This window comes from Duganella sp. GW822-FHT06D06, assembly GCF_058799615.1.
Genome location: NZ_JBXALQ010000004.1, coordinates 269669 through 286618, shown reverse-complemented (window position 1 = coordinate 286618; position 16950 = coordinate 269669). Strand labels below are relative to the sequence as shown.

The following is a 16950-nucleotide window of genomic DNA, read 5'->3' as shown; positions in this document are numbered from 1 at the left end:
CCGTCGGCGTTTAGCCTTCGACGATCATGCGCGTGCGCATTTCCAGGTGCAGCGCGTGGCAGAAGTGGGTGCAATAGCACCAGAACACGCCCGGCTTGTCGGCGATGAAGCTGACCGAGGCGGTTTCCTGCGGGTTGACGATGAAGTTGACGTTGTACTTCGGAATGGCGAAGCCGTGCGTCAAGTCTTCCACCTTGTCGAGGTTGGTCAGGATCAGGGTCACCTCGTCACCCTTCTTCAGCTTGAACTCGCGCAGGCTGAAGGCGGGCGCCTGCGAGGTCATGCGGACGGTCACCTTCTTGCCGTTGCGGACCACACCGGAATCCTTGGGATCCTTGGTCGCCAGCGGGAAGTCGTCCAGCGCGTAGATCTGCTTCGGATGGACCAGCTCGCGCTTGAAGATGATGAAGTCGTGCGGTTCGCCGCGCACCGGGTGGTCGGCCAGCAGCACCATCTTGTCGCCGGAGATGTCGATGAACTGCTCGTTCTCCGGATGCAGCGGGCCGACCGGCAGGAAGCGGTCCTTGGAAAACTTGCAGCCGACCGCCAGGTATTTGCCGTCGGCGGCCTTGGTTTCCGAGTGCGAAGCGTTCAGGTGGCCCGGCTGGTATTGCAGGTCCATACGGTCGACCACGTATTTGGCGGTCTTGTCGCCCTTGTGGAACTTGATCGCCGCTTCGACGTTCCATTTGACCACCTGGCTGTCGAGGAACAGCGTGGTGAAGGCGTTGCCGCGGCCGTCGAAGGCGGTATGCAGCGGGCCCAGGCCGAGTTCGACTTCGGCGACGATGGCGCCGTCGAGTTTTTCCAGCTTGCCGTCGAACCAGTCCAGCACGCGGGCCAGCTCGATCACGGTGCCGGTCGGCGACAGCTTGCCGGCGCAGATGAAGTACTTGCCGTCCGGGCTGGCGTTGACGCCGTGCGGGTTCTTCGGCACCGAGACGTAGCCGGTCAGCGCGGTTTTCGGATCCTTGTTGGCGGCCAGGGTGCCGTCGACCACCGGCACCTTGGAGTCGCCGATGGTCTTGAACTTGCCGGCCTTGACGGCCGCCTCGATGCGGGCGATGTGGAAGAACAGGCAGGCGTCGCGCTCGGCGGACATCATGTCTTCGTAGTGCGCGCCCATCTCGGTGTTGTACTGGTTGGTGGCGGCCAGCTTGCCGTCGTAGGTGGTGGCGACCAGGTCGCAGTTGCCGTCGATCAGCACCTGCCAGCGCACTTCCATGCTCTCGGCGTCGACGCAGCTGAACAGCGAGCGGTACTTGGCGTTGTCGTCGAGGCCGGTGTTGGGCAGCGGAATGGCGAACTCGCCGCCGCAGAACACGCGGGTGGTGTGGTTGATCTTTTCGTCGACCGGGTCGCGCTTGTCCGGGAAGATGCCGTGGAAGCCCTGCACATTGGGCAGGTCGGTGATCTTGTCGCAGATGAAGTAGTCGAGGCGGATGCGGGCGATGCGGGCGTTGATCTTGTCGTTGATCCAGGCGTAGCGGCCGTCGTAGTTGCCGTCGGTGTAGGAGGCGTGGGTGTGGTGGGTGTCGGCCACCGTGTACTTCAGGCTGCCGTCGGGCTTGGTGCCCATGATCTTCTTCGATTCGTTGGTGATGCCCCAGCCCACCAGCGCGTCCGGCACGAAGCAGGGGATGCGGTGGATCTCGCGGCCCGAGGGCAGGCCCAGCACGCGCATGTCGCCGGTGTGGCCGCCGCTCCACAGGCCATAGTAGGTGTCGAGCTCGCCTGGCTTCAGATGGGTGGCGTTGGCCGCGCCGCCATGGGCCGCCGCGCTGGCCGAAGCGGAGGCCGAAGCGGCCGCGCCGGCGCTGGCCGGTTTGTCGCCGCAGGCGGCCAGGCCGCCGATGCCGACCAATGCCGCCGTGTTCAGGAATTGGCGGCGTCCGGCGACGCGCGCATCTTCTGGTGTTGTTTTTTTGTCCTTGTTCATCATGCGAGTCCTCGTGGTTTGCCTGCTGGTAAGAAATTTCAAAACAGAGCTGCATGATGTCCTTGTGGTCGGTGAATTTCCTTGATGCAGATCAAAATCGCATTTTCCAAAGTGACTAGGCACAAATGGCTAGCGCGCTGCCGCAGGGGCGGGTGTTGGTCTTTCGTCACAATCAGCGGGCAAACACCTTGACAGCGCCAATCGGGACTAGAATTGCCTACTATGGGAAAATTTCTTGCCGCCAAGATCGCCCGTTTTACGGACTTGCTCATGGACGCCGTCTGCATGGTCGATGCGGACGGCCGCTTCGTGTTCGTCAGCGCCGCCTGCGAGCGCATCTTCGGCTACACGCCACAGGAAATGATCGGCATGCAGATGATCGATCTGGTGGCGCCGGCCGACCGCGCGCGCACCCTGTCGGCGGCGCGCGCCATCATGGACGGCCAGCCCACCGCCCACTTTGAAAACCGCTACGTCCGCAAGGACGGCAAGATCGTCCATATCGTGTGGTCGGCGCGCTGGTCCGAGAGCGACCAGATGCGCGTGGCCGTGGCGCGCGATATCACGGCCGCCAAGCGGGCCGAAGCGATGCAAGCGGCGCTGTATGCGATTTCGGAGGCCGCCCATGCCAGCGACGAGCTGCCGGCCTTGTTCCGGCATATCCACCAGATTATCGGCGCCATGCTGCCGGCGCCGGGATTCGCGGTCGCGTTGCGGGGCGGGCAGGGCGAATGCGTGGAATTCTCCTATCACGTCAACGCCGATGGCCGCGCCGAGCCGCATCCGCTGGCGTGCTGGCTGGGGGAGCAAGTGCTGCGCAACGGCCAAGCGGTATTGCTGACGCCGGCCACGGCGGCCGCGCTGCCGCCGGCCCTGCAGGCGGCCGGCAGGCTGCCCGATTGCTGGCTGGGCGTGCCGTTGACGACCACCCAGGGCCATATCGGCGTGTTGATGCTGCAAAGCGGCGACGGCCCCGACCAGTACGGCTACACCGACCAGGACCAGGAATTGTTGATGTTTGTGTCCAAGCAGGTGGCCACGGCGATCCAGCGCAAGCAGCTGCATTCCCGGCTGCGCTTCATGGCCCAGCATGACGAGCTGACCCAGTTGCCGAACCGCCGGCTGTTCCTCGACCGCTTGCAGATGGCGGTGGCGCGCGCCCAGCGCCACCAGGGCCGGCTGGCCTTGTTGTTCATCGACCTGAACAAGTTCAAGCAGGTCAACGACGTGCACGGCCATGCCTGCGGCGACCTGCTGCTGCGCGAGGTGGCGCACCGGCTGAAGTACTGCGTGCGCGAAGCGGACACCGTGGCGCGGCTGGGCGGGGACGAGTTCGTCATCATCGTGGAAGAAGTGCTGGTGCCCGACGACGCCTTGCAGATCGTCGACAAGATCCACCAGGTGCTGGCGGCGCCGATGCTGCTGGCCACCGGTCTCGGCCTGGAGATCACCGCCAGCGTCGGCGTCGCGCACTATCCCGAGCACGGCGTCGACATCGAGCAGTTGATGCGCTACGCCGACCAGGCCATGTACGCAGTCAAGCAGACGGAAGAACACCCCGGCTAGGCCGATAGGTGTCCCGCTCACTTGGCCGGCGCCGCCCGCTTGGCCCCCGCCTCCGGTCCGAGCCATACTCGTTCATGAAACCCTTTGCATGGTATTGCGCCACGTCACTTCCAGGTGCCGTTGTGCCGATTTCGCGCGTTTCCAGTACTGAGACTGCCAAGACGTCCCCAGCCGAGCCACGTAAGCTCTGTTGCGATTCGATAGCCTGTTGAAGCACGCCATCGAAGCAAACCGGCAGTTTCATTACAACGATCCCTCACAGTCGATGCGGGACGTCATCACTAGGAGACGAGTAATATGTTTCAGGAAAAGATATGTGTGCGCTGGGTGAAGTTGGCGCTGGCCCTGTTGTCGGCCCACGGCGTGGCGCACGCGCAGCTGGCGGAGGCGCCCAAGCCGGACCCCAGGATGGAGCGGGTGGAAGTCACCGGCAGTAACATCAAGCGCATCGCGCAAGAGGGCGTCTCGCCGATGACCCTGATCACCAAGGAAGACATCAAGCGCTCGGGCGCGACCTCGGTGCTCGACGTGTTGCGCAACCTGCCGTCGGTCGGGGGCAACGGCCGCGATTTTGGCGGCGGCAACGATTTCCGCAACGGCGCCACCACGGCCAGCCTGCGCGGCATGCCGACCCTGATCCTGTTGAACGGCAACCGGCTGCCGGTCTCCGGCTCGGACGATTCCAACGGCTTCACCTCGGTGGACTTGAACATGCTGCCGCTGGCGGCGATCGAGCGCATCGAGGTGCTCAAGGATGGCGCCTCGGCGATCTACGGCACCGATGCGGTGGGCGGCGTGATCAACTTCATCATGCGCCAGAACTACCAGGGCGTGGACCTGAGCACCAGCTACGGCACCACCACGCTGGGCGGCGGCGATGTGCGCAAGCTGTCGGTGGCCGGCGGCTACGGCGACCGCGCCACGCAGAAATTCAACCTGACCTACGCCGCGATGTACGAGGACACCAAGCGCATCAAGGGCATCGACCGCGACTGGGCCAACCACATCGACTTCGGCGCCAGCGGTGGCCTGCAGTACGCCAACGTCTACGGCGCCCATGGCACCGACGCCGGCACGCTGTCGATCGGCGGCAACCGCTTCGCCGACCCGGGCTGCCTGCCCGGGTCCAAGCTGCCATATCCGAGCGGCGCCGAATGGTTCCCTTCGCCGACCCGCAACGGCTGCCTGTCGGCGACGGCGGAATTCACCGACCTGGTCAAGCCGTCGCGCCGCGCCGGCGCAACGGCCGCGCTGAACTGGGACATCGCGCCGGACCTGACGCTGTTCGCCAACGCCTTCGCCACCAACTTCACCAAGCGCATCGTCGGCCAGTCGTCGTGGCTGCAGAACCGCGCGCGCAACAACCTGGTCATCCCGGCCTCGAATCCCTTCAATACCTACGGCAAGCCGGTGACGGTGCGGCGCGACTTCCCGATCTACGAGGGCGGCCTCAAGACCAACGTCGACAATATCTGGCTGCTGACCGGGCTCAAGGGCGAGCTGGGCGGCTGGGACTGGTCGGCGACCTTGTCGCACGGCGAGGAGCGGGGCCAGACCGATACCCTGGGCGCCTACAAGCTGGAGGCGCTGAACAAGGCGGTCGACGACGGGCGCTTCAATCCCTTCGGCGCCAACAGCAATTCGGATGCCTTGATCAGGGAGCTGTCGGGCGAGATGTTTGTGAAGACCCGCAGCAAATCCGATTCCATCAAAGTGCAGGCCTCGACCGAATTCGGCGAGCTGCCGGGCGGGAAGGTCGGCGTCTCGGTGGGCTCCGAGCTGCGCAAGAATTCGTTGTCGTACACGCCGTCGCAGGATTGGCAGCAAGGCTTGCTGGGCATGTACGCGGTATTGCCGCCGATCTCAGGTTCGGAAAAATTGTCGGCCGTGTATGCGGAGCTGAGCCTGCCGCTGCTGAAGACGCTGGAGGCCCAGGCCGCCGTGCGCTATGACAAATATGAGCTGGCCGGCGCCACCACCAATCCCAAGTTCGGCGTGAAGTGGAAGCCGAGCAAGACGGTCATGCTGCGCGCGAACTACAGCACCGGCATGGTGGCGCCGTCGTTGCCGCAGCGCTTCAGCGAAGGCCGGGATTCTTTCTCTGCGACCAAGGACCCGCACCGTTGCGTCGAGGGCGACGTGTATTTCGATTCCTATTGCACCCGTTACGTGAAGGCGTCCAACGTCGGCACCAAGAATCTGCAGCCGGAGAAATCGAATCAGTACAACATCGGCTTCGTCATCGAACCATTCAAGGACCTGAACATCGGCCTGACCTACTACGACATCAAGTGGAAGAACAAGATCGACGTGCTCGACAACACGACGGTGCTCGATAACGAAGACGGCGCCTACAAGTCGCACGTGATTCGCGACGAAGTCACCGCCGACGATATCGCGGCCTATGCGGCGCTGTCGGCGGCCGACCGGGCACGGCTGGGTCCTTTGCGCGGCGAGCTGGCCAACATCAAGACTGGCTGGGTCAACCGCTTCCAGTCGCACACCGCCGGCATCGACCTGGAGGCGTCCTACGTCTTCCGCACCGAGAAGCTGGGCCGCATCAAGGTGTTTGGCGACGCCAACTACACGCTGCGCTACGACACGGTGCTGTTGGCCGATAACGTCTACATCAACTGCGCGAACAATACTTCGTGCGACACCGGCGAATACGGCAATCCGCGCGTGCTGGCCAACGTCGGCGTGAACTGGGACCTGGGCGCATGGAGCGCCACCGGCATCGTCAAATACGTGGCCGGCACCAAGGTCGATCGCACACCATCGGCCGTGCAGAACCAATGGTATGACTTCTATGCCAAGGGTCGGCGGATTCCTTCCATCGCCACGCTGGACGCGTCGCTGTCCTATTCGGGCATCAAGAACACGGTGGTGCGCGTCGGCGCCAACAATGTGTTCAACCGCGATCCGGCCTTCGACCCGGGCTCCTCGCTCGGCTACAACGATAGCTGGGGCGATCCGCGCGGCCGCTACGTGTATGTCAGCCTGGACTACAGCTTCAAATAAGCGTTGCTGACGATCCGGCCGTCCTCTTTCGGGAGGCGGCCGGATTTTTTTTGCGCGTATAATTCGTATACCTTATTCGCATGGTTGCTGGAGCATGAGCCTTGTAGTCCGAACACTCTCCGAACAAATCTTCACGCTGATACGCGAGCGCATCATCGCCGGCCGGATTCCGCCGGACGCTTCCATCCGCCAGGACGCGCTGGCCGCCGAACTGGGCGTGAGCAAAATCCCCTTACGGGAAGCCCTGGCGCGCCTTGAGCAGGAAAGCCTGCTGGTCTCCCATCCCAATCGCGGCTACTTCGTGCGGCCCTTGAGCGCTGAAGAGGCCGAAGAGGTCTACGCGCTGCGCCTGAAACTGGAACCCGATTCGGTAGGCGAGGCGAGCAGGCTGGCCACGCCGGAGGACAAGGCCGCGGCCAAGCGCGCACTGGATGCGCTGGACGAGGCGATGATCTCGAACAAGGACATGGTGGGCGGCCTCAACCGCGACTTCCACATGTCGCTGGTGCGGCCGCTCGGCCGTCCGTTGACCATCCAGATGATAGCCCGCCTCAATATCATTTCCGAGCGCTATGTGCGCAAGCACCTGGAGCCCGCCGGCCGCGAGGACCGGGCGCACAAGGAACATCTGGCGATGCTGAAGCTGTGGTCGCAGGGTAAGGGCAATGTGGTCGCGGCGATGATGCACGACCACATTGCTTCGACGCTGGAAGACCTGCGGCGGGAATTCAAGCTTTGAGAAGGCGGGGCGTCAGGAGTAGCAGTCGTTCCTGGCCTTGCCTGAATTGTCCAGCGATACGCGGGCGCTGTCCATGCGGGCCGCGTGCATGTAGAACACGTCGGCCGCGATATGGTGGTTGCCGCCATACGCTTCAGCCAGGATGGCGTAGAGCTCCGGGTCGTGGGCCAGCAAGTGCTGGTCGTTGACCACGGTGAGCGTGTCCGTGATGTAGGCCTTGTTGGAATTGAACCAGAACTGCGTGCCTTCGGCCCAATACTCCTCCAGCGTATTGGCCATGTAGGCGCCTTGCCACAGGCGCTTTTCCCGGGCGTGGGCGTAGGCGGTTTCAAGGCGCGCGATCAGCTGCGGATCGACGGTGCGCAGCGCGTTCATGATGTTGTGCGAGAACTCGTGCACCATGATGTTCTCGCCGAAATAGCGCGTCTTCGGCACACCCATGATGTTCTCGGCGGCGCCCGTGGTGTACAAGCCGCCCATGCCGCGTGAGCGCGCATCCCAGTACTGGCGGTCCGTCATCTGGCCTATCGTCTTGGCATAATCGCGCACTTCGCACTTGGTCAGCCTGGGGTCGTCGATCGCGGGCTTTTTCCAGTCGCGCTGTTCCGGCAGGTCGGTGGTGTTTTCCGTGATCGCCATGACGCCGACGCGGGCGCCCTGGCGCGCCAGCTCGTCGCGGACGTCGGGGCGGTACGCCAGCATGGCGATCACGATGTCGCGCGCCGCCAGTAGCGCCGCGTCCGGCACCTGGCCGGAGCCGGTGATGGGGATGCCCTGGGCGTCGGCATATTTGGCATAGAAGGGATCGAAGCCGAAGCTCGACGGCGGCGTTCGGATCAGGTCAACGTGCGCGCAGGCCGCGAGGCCCGTCGCGACGGCCAGGGCGGCCAGCGCCCTGGCTGGTTTGATTAGTTTGGTTTTCATTGGAATTTGTAGGTCAGTCGAACATAGTAGGCGCGGCCGATCGGATCGGACAAGCGCGGATCGTAGCCGGTCTGCGGATTGACGTTCTGGTTGGAGAACGGTGGATCGCTGTTCAGCAGGTTCTTGATGCCGGCGGTCACGGTGGTGTTCTTGAAGCCGGTATAGGCGCCCGACAGCGTCCACACCGAATTGGCCGAGACATCGCGCTGGTATTGCGCCGCCACCGCATTCTGGTCGACGTAGCCGGACGTATAGCGTTGCGACAGCGTCGAGCTCCAGGCGCCGTTCATCCAGCGCAGGGCGAGATTGTGTTTCCAGCGCGTCGCGCCGTTGTACACGCCGATGCTTTTGAAAGGATCGACGTCCGGCGTCAGCTGCCACACATTGCTGGTGACGTAGGTGCCGTTGACCCAGGTGTCGAACCAGCCTATCGGCGTTTGCGGGAGGCGGTACTGGAGCGTCAGGTCGATGCCGCTGCTCTTGCGGATCCCCAGGTTGGCCAGCGAGGACAGGTTGACGTAGTCGAGCGCGGTGCCGTTGGCGTTGTAATGGAAGCGTTCGCGATATTTGTCGGGACTGTCGAACAGCTCCGCCTCGGTCAGCGCCGCGCCGATGCCGTCGACCACTTTGATGTGCCAGTAATCGAGCGATGCGGTCAGGTCCTTCGCCGGCTCGAACACCACGCCGAACGAGTACGAGCGCGACTTCTCCGGGTGCAGCTCGGGATTGCCGCCGTTCTTGCCCGGCTGGATGGAATGGCATGCCGTGAGCGGATTGACGCCGGTCTTGGGCACGCCGCCGGGACATAGTTGCGGATCGTCGTAGGCGCCCACGGTATAGGTGTCGAATACCGGCGAGTGCATCTCGTACAAGGTCGGCGCGCGGAAACCGGTGTTGGCCGAGGCGCGCAGCATCACCTGTTTCAACGGCTGGAAACGGATGCCGAGCTTGGGATTGAAGGTGTTGCCGGCGTCGCTATACCGGTCCGAACGGGCGGCGAATTGCAGCTCCAGCGTCTTGTGCAGCGGGGCGACGAGTTCCGCGTACACAGCCGAGAGCGACCGCGAGGCGTCCTTGTCCTTCACGCCAAACAGGGCGGTGGCGCGGTAGATCGCGCCTTGGTCGACGACCGCGTGGTTGACGGTATAGCTGGATTTTTCGCTGCGATGCTCGGCGCCGATCGCCAGCGCCAGGGCGCCGCCGGGCAGCGCCATCAGGTCGCGCGTTGCGCGCACGTCGACGCTGGCGTTCTTCGCCTTGGCGTTCAGGGCATTGCCGACCAACAGCGCGTTTTGCAGGTAGGCCGCGCCCTGGGCGTCCTGCGCGCCGAACGGGTTGAGCGTGCCGGCGCTGATGCCCGGCTGGATCAGGGCGTCTTTCACATAGCCGCTGGTGAAATCCTGGGTGACCCGCGTTTGCGCGTAGCTGGCGCCACCCGTCAGCTCCCATCCGAAGGCCGAGCTTTCCACGTTGAGCACCACGCGGTCGGACACGCCGAGGTTCTTCGAGGTCCGCTGTCCCGTTTCCAGCGGACGCCAGTTGATGGTCAGGTCTTCGCCGGTGAGGCCGCTCACGGCGGGCGTGCCGCCCGCCGCGCCCGGATACCACTTGTTGTCCGAGCTCATTTTCAGCCCGGTCAGCGGCGGTGGCGCGATGCGGCTGGTGTTCTCGCTCTCCGAGTGCAGGTAGTCGAGCGTGGCCAGGCCGTAGGCGCCGAAACGCAGCGAGCCTTTGACGTAGCCGGTGGTCTGCTTGGTATCCGGAATGTCGTCGACCAGGCGGGCATAGTCCTGGCGGCAGGTGCCCATGTCGGTGACGCCATTGCCGGCTTGCGGCACCGTGTTCGGTGCAAAGCAGCCACTGGCGTAGCGCGGGTTGCCGGTGATGCCCTTGGCGGAAAAGAAGTTGGCCGGGAAGGTGGTGCCGCTGGTCTTGTTGATGCCGTACGCCGGCTGGATGCCGGTGGACGAGTAGGGCCGGTCGGTCGAGCGCACCCGGCCCTGGTCATGGTAGTCGAGCACGCCGAACACGTTGTAGCCGTCTTTTTGCAGGTCGCCGAAGCCGGCGGTGACGTTGCCGCGCTTTTCGCGGCCGCCGGTCTGCTGTGGAATGACGGTTTCAACAGTGGCGGACACGCCGGTGAACGAGCGCTTGGTGATGAAGTTGATCACGCCGGCCACCGCGTCGGTGCCGTAGATATGGGAGGCGCCGTCGCGCAGGATTTCCACCCGGTCCAGCGCCGCGAACGGGATGGCGTTCAGGTCGACGCTGCTGCCGTCGAAGGGATGGTTGGCCAGGCGGCGGCCGTTGAGCAGCACCAGCGTCCGGTCGTCGCCCAGGCCGCGCAGATTGGCCGACGATTTGCCGCCGCCGTCGAAGCCGATGCTGGTGCTGCCGACGGTGGTCTGCTGGTTGGCGGAGACCGAGGACAGTACTTCCTCGATCGTGGTCATGCCCTTGCTGACGAATTCGTCGGCCTTCATGATCGTGACCGGCAGCGCGGATTCGCCGGCAATGCGCTTGATGGACGAGCCGGTCACGGTCACGCGCTGGACTTCGGTTGACGGTTCCTGCTCCTGGGCGAGCGCGGGCAGGGTGGCTGTGATGGCGGCGCCGCCCAATGCGAGCAGTACGGCGCGGTGGATGCGAGTCATTTGAAACATATCGTGGTGTCTCCCTTTTTATTGACGACTTATAAAACCTGGCAACTTCAATCTTGAAATTTTCAAGAGGAAGCTGCGCGTCAAATCCTGCGGAAGTAGCACAAAAACGCTTCAATCTGCGACCGTGCACGCCTCGGGTTGCACGTCGCGCGCCAACTGGCGGAAGGCCGCCGGCGCCACGCCATAGCGGCGCGCAAAGGCACGGGAGAAATGGCTGGCATTGGAGAAGCCAAGGTCGAGCGCGACGTCGATGATGCGGGCGTCGCCGGCGACCAGGATCTCCCGCGCGCGCTCGATGCGCAGCTTCATCAGGTACTGGTGCGGCGGCATGCCGACCGATTTATGGAATTCGCGCGAGAAGTGGGATTCGCTCATCGCGCAGGCCTCGGCCATGTCCACCACGGCGATTTCCTCCGCCAGCCGCTCGGCCATATAGGCCAGGATCTTTTGCAGGCGCGAACCGGCCAGGCTGCTGGTGGCGGAGGCGGCGGGCAATTGCGCGTGTTGCTGTAGCAAATATGCCACAAGTGCCGATGTCAGATGGTCGCGGAACTGCGGCGCCCAGGCGCCGGCCAGGGTGTCGGCGTCGAGCAGCTTCAGGGTCAGGTCCATGACCACGCGATCCGGTGCGATCCAGTTGCTGGACAGGGTGCTAAGGCTCTGGCCGCAACTCGCCGCCATGGCCTGGACGGTCGCCGTCGGCACGAAGATGTTGACGATGTCGCAACCACTCAGGCGCAGCCAGCGGCCTTGGGCGCCCGGCATGCAGACGCGAAAACGGTTGGCGCCGATCACGCCGCTCCAGACCGGGGCGCTGTCGTTCCAGACTTCCGATTGCTGTGGCTCCAGCTGGATGGCGATGCGGTAGCTGTCGGGGTGCGGCACGATGGAGCGGATCGCGTGGTCGGCGCCGTCGGCGGTCCAGCGCACGATCACCGCGCCCGACATCGGCAGCGGCCCGATGCAGGCCCGCAGCGGCTCCGTCGCCCCGCTGCGCCGGAAGCATTCCTTGAGCGTGTCGGAGTTGCCCCATCCGAAGGCCTGCGTGAGCTGATTGAGCTGATTCATGATTTGCCGTATTCCAGAAATCGTATACCGTATATTACATAGGGATTGTGCTAACAACAAGAAGGTGTTGCGGAATATCGTTCCGGCGATTCGTCATTTTCGTAATTGCCCGGTCTGCGCGCCGGGGGCACAATCGCCCGCAAACAATTCAGAAAGTGATGGAGATAATGAAACTGCGGAGAAAAATCAGCCTGATATCGGCCGCCGTGGCGCTGTGCTGCGGTAGCGTCGGCGCGCAAACCGGCGTTGCCGGCGAGGCGGTCGCACCTGCGGCCACGCCGTGGATGAACGCGCAGCTGGGCGCTGAGGAACGGGCCCGCCTGGCGGTCGCGGCGATGACGTTCGACGAGAAGCTCAAGCTGGTCTACGGCTACTTCGGCGCCGACATGGAATCGAAGAAGAGCACCCGGCCGGCGCCGTCGCACAAGCAATCGGCTGGCTTCATCTACGGCGTGCCGCGCCTGGGCATTCCTCATTTGTGGGAGACCGACGCCGGCCTGGGCGTTGCCAGCCAGGCCGGTCCGGACGTGCGGCCGGGCACGGCGCTGCCGTCGGGCCTGAATACTGCGGCCACCTGGGATTTGCAGACCGCCTATGCTGGCGGCGCCATGATCGGCGCGGAAGCGCGCGCCTACGGCTTCAACGTGCTGTTGGCCGGCGGCGTCAACCTGATGCGCGAGCCGCGCAACGGCCGCAACTTCGAATACGCGGGCGAGGATCCTCTGCTGGCCGGCAAGATCGTCGGCGCGCAGATCAAGGGCATCCAGTCGAACCGCGTGGTATCCACGCTCAAGCACTTTGCCTTGAACGACCAGGAAACCGGCCGCAATACGCTCAACGTAAAGATCGACGACCGTTCGGCGCGCATGTCGGACCTGCTGGCCTTGCAGATCGCGAACGAGGACGGCAATCCTGGTTCGGTCATGTGTTCCTACAACCGCGTCAACGGCGCCTATGCGTGCGAGAACAGCTATCTGCTGAACGAGGTGCTGAAGAAGGACTGGGGCTTCAAGGGTTGGGTGATGTCGGACTGGGGCGCGGTGCACAGCACGGTGCCGGCCGCCAATGCCGGGCTGGACCAACAATCCGGCATGCCGTTCGACCAGGCCGATTATTTCGGCCCGCCGCTGAAGGAGGCGGTGTTGAACGGCTGGGTGCCGCAGGCGCGCCTGGACGACATGGTGCGCCGCATCCTGTATGCGATGTTTGCGCACGGCGTGGTGGATCATCCGGTGGCGCCGGCGCCGGAGACGATCGACTTCAAAACGAACGCGGCGGTGTCGCGCAAGGATGCGCAGGAGGGCATGGTGCTGCTGAAGAACAGCGCCGGCGCCTTGCCGTTGAACCGCGCCGCCAAACGGATCGCTGTGATCGGCGGCTATGCCGACCGTGGCGTGCTGGCCGGCGGCGGTTCGTCGCTGGTGTATCCGGCCGGCGGCAATGCCGCGCCGGAGCTGACGCCCAAGACCTGGCCCGGCCCGGTCATGGTGTACCCGTCGTCGCCGCTGAAAGCCATACAGGCGCGCATGCCGTCGGCAACGGTGGCGTACCACGACGGCGCCGACCGCGCCGCAGCGGCCAAGCTGGCGCGCGACAGCGACGTGGTGCTGGTGTTCGCCACCCAATGGACAGGCGAGGGCTTCGACATGCCGAACCTGTCGCTGCCCGACAAGCAGGACGAGCTGATCGCAACGGTGGCGGCGGCCAACGCCAACACCGTGGTGGTGCTGGAAACCGGCGGCCCGGTGACGATGCCGTGGTTGCCGAAGGTGTCGGCCGTGCTGGAGGCCTGGTATCCCGGCAGCGATGGCGGCGAGGCGATTGCCGGGGTGCTGTTCGGCGAGGTCAATCCGTCGGGGCGTTTGCCGGCCACCTTCCCGGCGTCGGAATCGCAATTGCCGCGCCCAGCGCTGGACGGCTTCCCCGAAGTGGCGGACCGGCGCTTCGATGTCGACTACAGCGAAGGCGCGGCGGTCGGCTACAAGTGGTTCGACCTGAAGGGACTCAAGCCTTTGTTCCCGTTCGGCCACGGCCTGTCCTACACCGAGTTTGCCTTCTCGGACCTGGCCGCCAGCGTCAAGGACGGCGTGCTGCGGGCGTCGTTCACGGTGAAGAATACGGGCAAGGTGACGGGCAAGCAGGTGGCCCAGGTCTACGTGTCGCCGTTGAAGGTCCGCTGGGAAGCGCCCAAGCGCTTGGCAGGCTTCCAGAAGGTCGAGCTGCAGCCGGGGGCGGTCGTCAAGGCTGCCGTCACGGTCGATCCGCGCTTGCTGGCGGTCTATGACTCGGCATCGAAGACCTGGAAGGTCGCCAAGGGCGACTACAAGCTCACCCTGGCGTCCAGCGCTGCCGACGACAAGGCCGTCAGCACCGTGGTTCATCTGGAGGCCGCCGTCTACGATGTGAACGGCAAGCGCTCCCGCTAAATCATTACCACCAAAGGCTGTAGATCGTCGTCAACGCGACGGCGATCACAGCCGAACCCAAGGCAAAAGCGCCATCAACGCGGAACAGCGAAGTATCGATGTGCATGTGCTTCGATAAGCTGTCGCGCTTGACGTCGGCCATTTTGCTGATCGCGACCATGCCGGCCACCACCACCCAGAACACGATGAACATGCGGTCGAGGAAGGGGATCTCGGCCAGGCCGCTGGCGGTGACCTTGGCAAAGCCGATCGGCACCAGGAACGACAGGTCCATCATCGTCGGCAGGAACTTCAACACGATCGAACCGACCAGGCCGCCCAAGGTGGCGAACATGGCGGCGCCGGCCGTGGTCTTTTTCCAGAAGAAACCCAGCAGGAACATGGCCAGGATGCCGGGCGAGACAAAGCCGGTGTATTCCTGGATGTACTGGAAGCCGCCTTTCTTGTCGATGCCCAGCATCGGCGCGATCAGCACGGCCAGCGCCATCGCCACCACCACGCTGACGCGGCCGATCCACACCATGCGCTGTTCGCTGGCCTGCTTGTTGAAGGCCTTGTTGTAGATGTCGAGCGTGAAGATGGTGGCGATGCTGTTGGCTTTGCCGGCCAGCGAGGCCACCACCGCCGCCGTCAGCGCGGCGAAGGCGATGCCCTTCAGGCCCGATGGCAGCAGGTTGAGCAGGATAGGGTAGGCGCGGTCGGGATTGACTTCGCCGCCCACCTTCATGGCGTCGCCCAGCGCGCCGGATTTGTCGAGCGCATAGGCGGCGATGCCAGGCAGCACCACGATCACCGGCATCAGCAGCTTCAGGAAGGCCGCGAACAGCAAGCCCTTGCGCGCGGTCGGCAGGTCGGCGCCCAGGGCGCGCTGGGTGATGTACTGGTTGCAGCCCCAATAGTTCAGGTTGACGATCCACATGCCGCCCAGCAGCACCGACAGGCCGGGCAGGTCCATGTAGTTGGGATTGTCGCGCGTGAGCACCATGTCGAAGTGGTCGCGGGTATGGCCGTACAGTTCGGACAGGCCCGCCAGCGCGCCTTGCTTGTGCGCCAGCGCGGCCACCATGTCGAGCGCCAGCCAGGTCGTGACCAGGCCGCCGACCACCAGGCAGGTGACCTGCACCACATCGGTGTAGCCGATCACCTTCATGCCGCCCAGCGTGATGACCGCCGCGAACAGCGCCAGGAACAGCATGCACGGCAGCAGGGCGATGCCCGACAGGCTGCTGATCGCCAGCGCGCCCAGGTAGAGGATGGAGGTCAGGTTGACCACTACGTACAGGCCCAGCCAGAACAGCGCCATCGTGGTCGCCACGGCCTTGCCGTAGCGCTGTTCGAGGAACTGCGGCATCGTGTAGATGCGGTTCTTCAGGTAGACCGGCATGAAGAACACGGCCACGATCACCAGCGTGGCGGCGGCCATCAGTTCATAGACGGCGATCGCCATGCCGATGCGGTAGCCGGAGCCGCTCATGCCGATGAACTGCTCGGCCGAGATGTTGGAGGCGATCAGCGATGCGCCGATGGCCCACCAGGTCAGCGACCCTTCGGCCAGGAAGTAGTCATGCGAGGCTTTGCCGGAGCCGCCTTGCTTGCGGCGGTAAACCCAGATGCCATAGCCGGCGACCAGGACGAAATAAACGAGAAAGACGGTGACGTCCAACGTGGAAAAAGTGCTCATGCAGCGCTCGAAATGTAAGGTTTGTCTCCGGATGGACGGCCTTGTTGCGACCGTTCCCTGTTTGCTCAATCTGCCAAGTGAAAATCTTAGGCGATTTGAGCCGGAAAACGCCAATACGACTTTTGCAATCAGCTATATCGTTTGGGTAAGGCACCACTTCGAGGCGCTGCTTATTGCCCGGCTAATCAGGCGCGGCGGCGGCGCGCGATCGCGCCGATCAACAGCAAACCGCCCGCCAGCATGGCGTACGACGACGGTTCCGGCACGGCGCTCACCGAGAATTTGATGTTGTCGATGCCGACGTTGTAGGCGCTGTCATGCCACAGGATGCTCAGGCCGCTGGCCGACGAGACGTTCGGGATCAGGGTGGTGGCCGAGTTGCCGGTCGGGATAATGCCGTCAAAGCTGAACAACACCGCGCCGCCGATGGCCGACACCGTCAGCGAGGTGGTGTGCGCGCCGCCATAGGTGCCCAGGTCGAAACTCGACAGGCTCACCAACTGGCCGGCTTGCTGCGGCAGCAGATCGATGCGGGCGGCCGAATGGGCGTCGCTGGTGCCGGCCCACAGCACGCCGTGCAGGGCGTTGTAGCCGGTGCTCCACCAATTGAGCGTGCCGGCGCCGGTATAGGGCGCGGCGTATTGCACATCGACCACGCCGGCCACGTCGCCGTAATCCTGCCCGATGCTGCCATTGCCGTTGGAGCAATCCTGGTGCGCGCCGTAGCCGCTGCCGTTGGCGGTGCAGATTTTCGGGCCGTCGAAGTCGAGCGTGTAGTTGCCTGCGTGGGCGCTGCCGGCCAGCGCCAATGCGACGCCCAGGACGAGAGATGCTGTTTTCATGTCGCTTGCCTTTCGGAAATTTATTAAAAATAAAACATGTACTATACAATAAGTGTCAGTTCGACACCGTATCCATCAGGA

10 protein-coding genes are annotated in these 16950 nt (G+C 64.1%); 4 read left to right on the top strand and 6 right to left on the bottom strand.

Annotated features, from left to right (window positions below; genetic code table 11):
• Positions 1-10: 10 nt before the first annotated feature.
• Entirely contained in the window at positions 11-1939 is a 1929-nt protein-coding gene (gene nosZ / locus AC1RMD_RS09990) for a TAT-dependent nitrous-oxide reductase (RefSeq protein WP_492926370.1), read from the bottom strand.
• 222 nt (positions 1940-2161) lie between these two features.
• Between nosZ and AC1RMD_RS09985 the strand changes: the two genes are divergently transcribed.
• The 3 genes from AC1RMD_RS09985 to AC1RMD_RS09975 all read left to right on the top strand — a co-directional run bounded on the left by AC1RMD_RS09985 (position 2162) and on the right by AC1RMD_RS09975 (position 7265).
• Positions 2162-3505 (top strand): diguanylate cyclase domain-containing protein, encoded by a 1344-nt coding sequence (locus AC1RMD_RS09985; RefSeq protein ID WP_492926138.1) that lies wholly within the window; start codon positions 2162-2164, stop codon positions 3503-3505.
• A 318-nt stretch (positions 3506-3823) separates the two neighbouring features.
• Positions 3824-6526 carry a TonB-dependent receptor gene (locus tag AC1RMD_RS09980; RefSeq protein WP_492926136.1) on the top strand — a complete coding sequence of 901 codons (2703 nt, stop codon included), beginning with the start codon at positions 3824-3826 and terminating at the stop codon, positions 6524-6526.
• Positions 6527-6620: 94 nt separating this feature from the next.
• A complete protein-coding gene (locus AC1RMD_RS09975) occupies positions 6621-7265 on the top strand; it encodes a GntR family transcriptional regulator (protein WP_492926134.1) in 645 nt (214 codons plus the stop codon).
• A gap of 12 nt (positions 7266-7277) precedes the next feature.
• On the opposite strand, the gene AC1RMD_RS09970 is transcribed toward AC1RMD_RS09975, so the two are convergent.
• The 3 genes from AC1RMD_RS09970 to AC1RMD_RS09960 form a co-directional block, all read right to left on the bottom strand.
• The gene (locus AC1RMD_RS09970; RefSeq protein ID WP_492926132.1) at positions 7278-8189 is read right to left on the bottom strand and encodes a hypothetical protein; all 912 of its coding nucleotides are present in this window, start codon (positions 8187-8189) and stop codon (positions 7278-7280) included.
• Positions 8186-10852: a TonB-dependent receptor gene (locus AC1RMD_RS09965; protein WP_492926130.1), complete on the bottom strand. Its 2667-nt coding sequence runs from the start codon at positions 10850-10852 to the stop codon at positions 8186-8188. Before AC1RMD_RS09965 ends, AC1RMD_RS09970 begins: the two co-directional genes overlap by 4 nt.
• Before the next feature lie 111 nt (positions 10853-10963).
• Entirely contained in the window at positions 10964-11920 is a 957-nt protein-coding gene (locus AC1RMD_RS09960) for a helix-turn-helix domain-containing protein (protein ID WP_492926128.1), read from the bottom strand.
• A 167-nt stretch (positions 11921-12087) separates the two neighbouring features.
• Here AC1RMD_RS09960 and AC1RMD_RS09955 point away from each other — a divergent pair, with 167 nt between their 5' ends.
• A complete protein-coding gene (locus AC1RMD_RS09955) occupies positions 12088-14346 on the top strand; it encodes a glycoside hydrolase family 3 C-terminal domain-containing protein (protein ID WP_492926126.1) in 2259 nt (752 codons plus the stop codon).
• 4 nt (positions 14347-14350) lie between these two features.
• On the opposite strand, the gene AC1RMD_RS09950 is transcribed toward AC1RMD_RS09955, so the two are convergent.
• Positions 14351-16027 carry a sodium:solute symporter family transporter gene (locus AC1RMD_RS09950; RefSeq protein WP_492926124.1) on the bottom strand — a complete coding sequence of 559 codons (1677 nt, stop codon included), beginning with the start codon at positions 16025-16027 and terminating at the stop codon, positions 14351-14353.
• A 185-nt stretch (positions 16028-16212) separates the two neighbouring features.
• Complete coding sequence (locus AC1RMD_RS09945; RefSeq protein ID WP_492926122.1) at positions 16213-16869, bottom strand: PEP-CTERM sorting domain-containing protein; 657 nt, start codon at positions 16867-16869, stop codon at positions 16213-16215.
• Between the last annotated feature and the right edge of the window lie 81 nt (positions 16870-16950).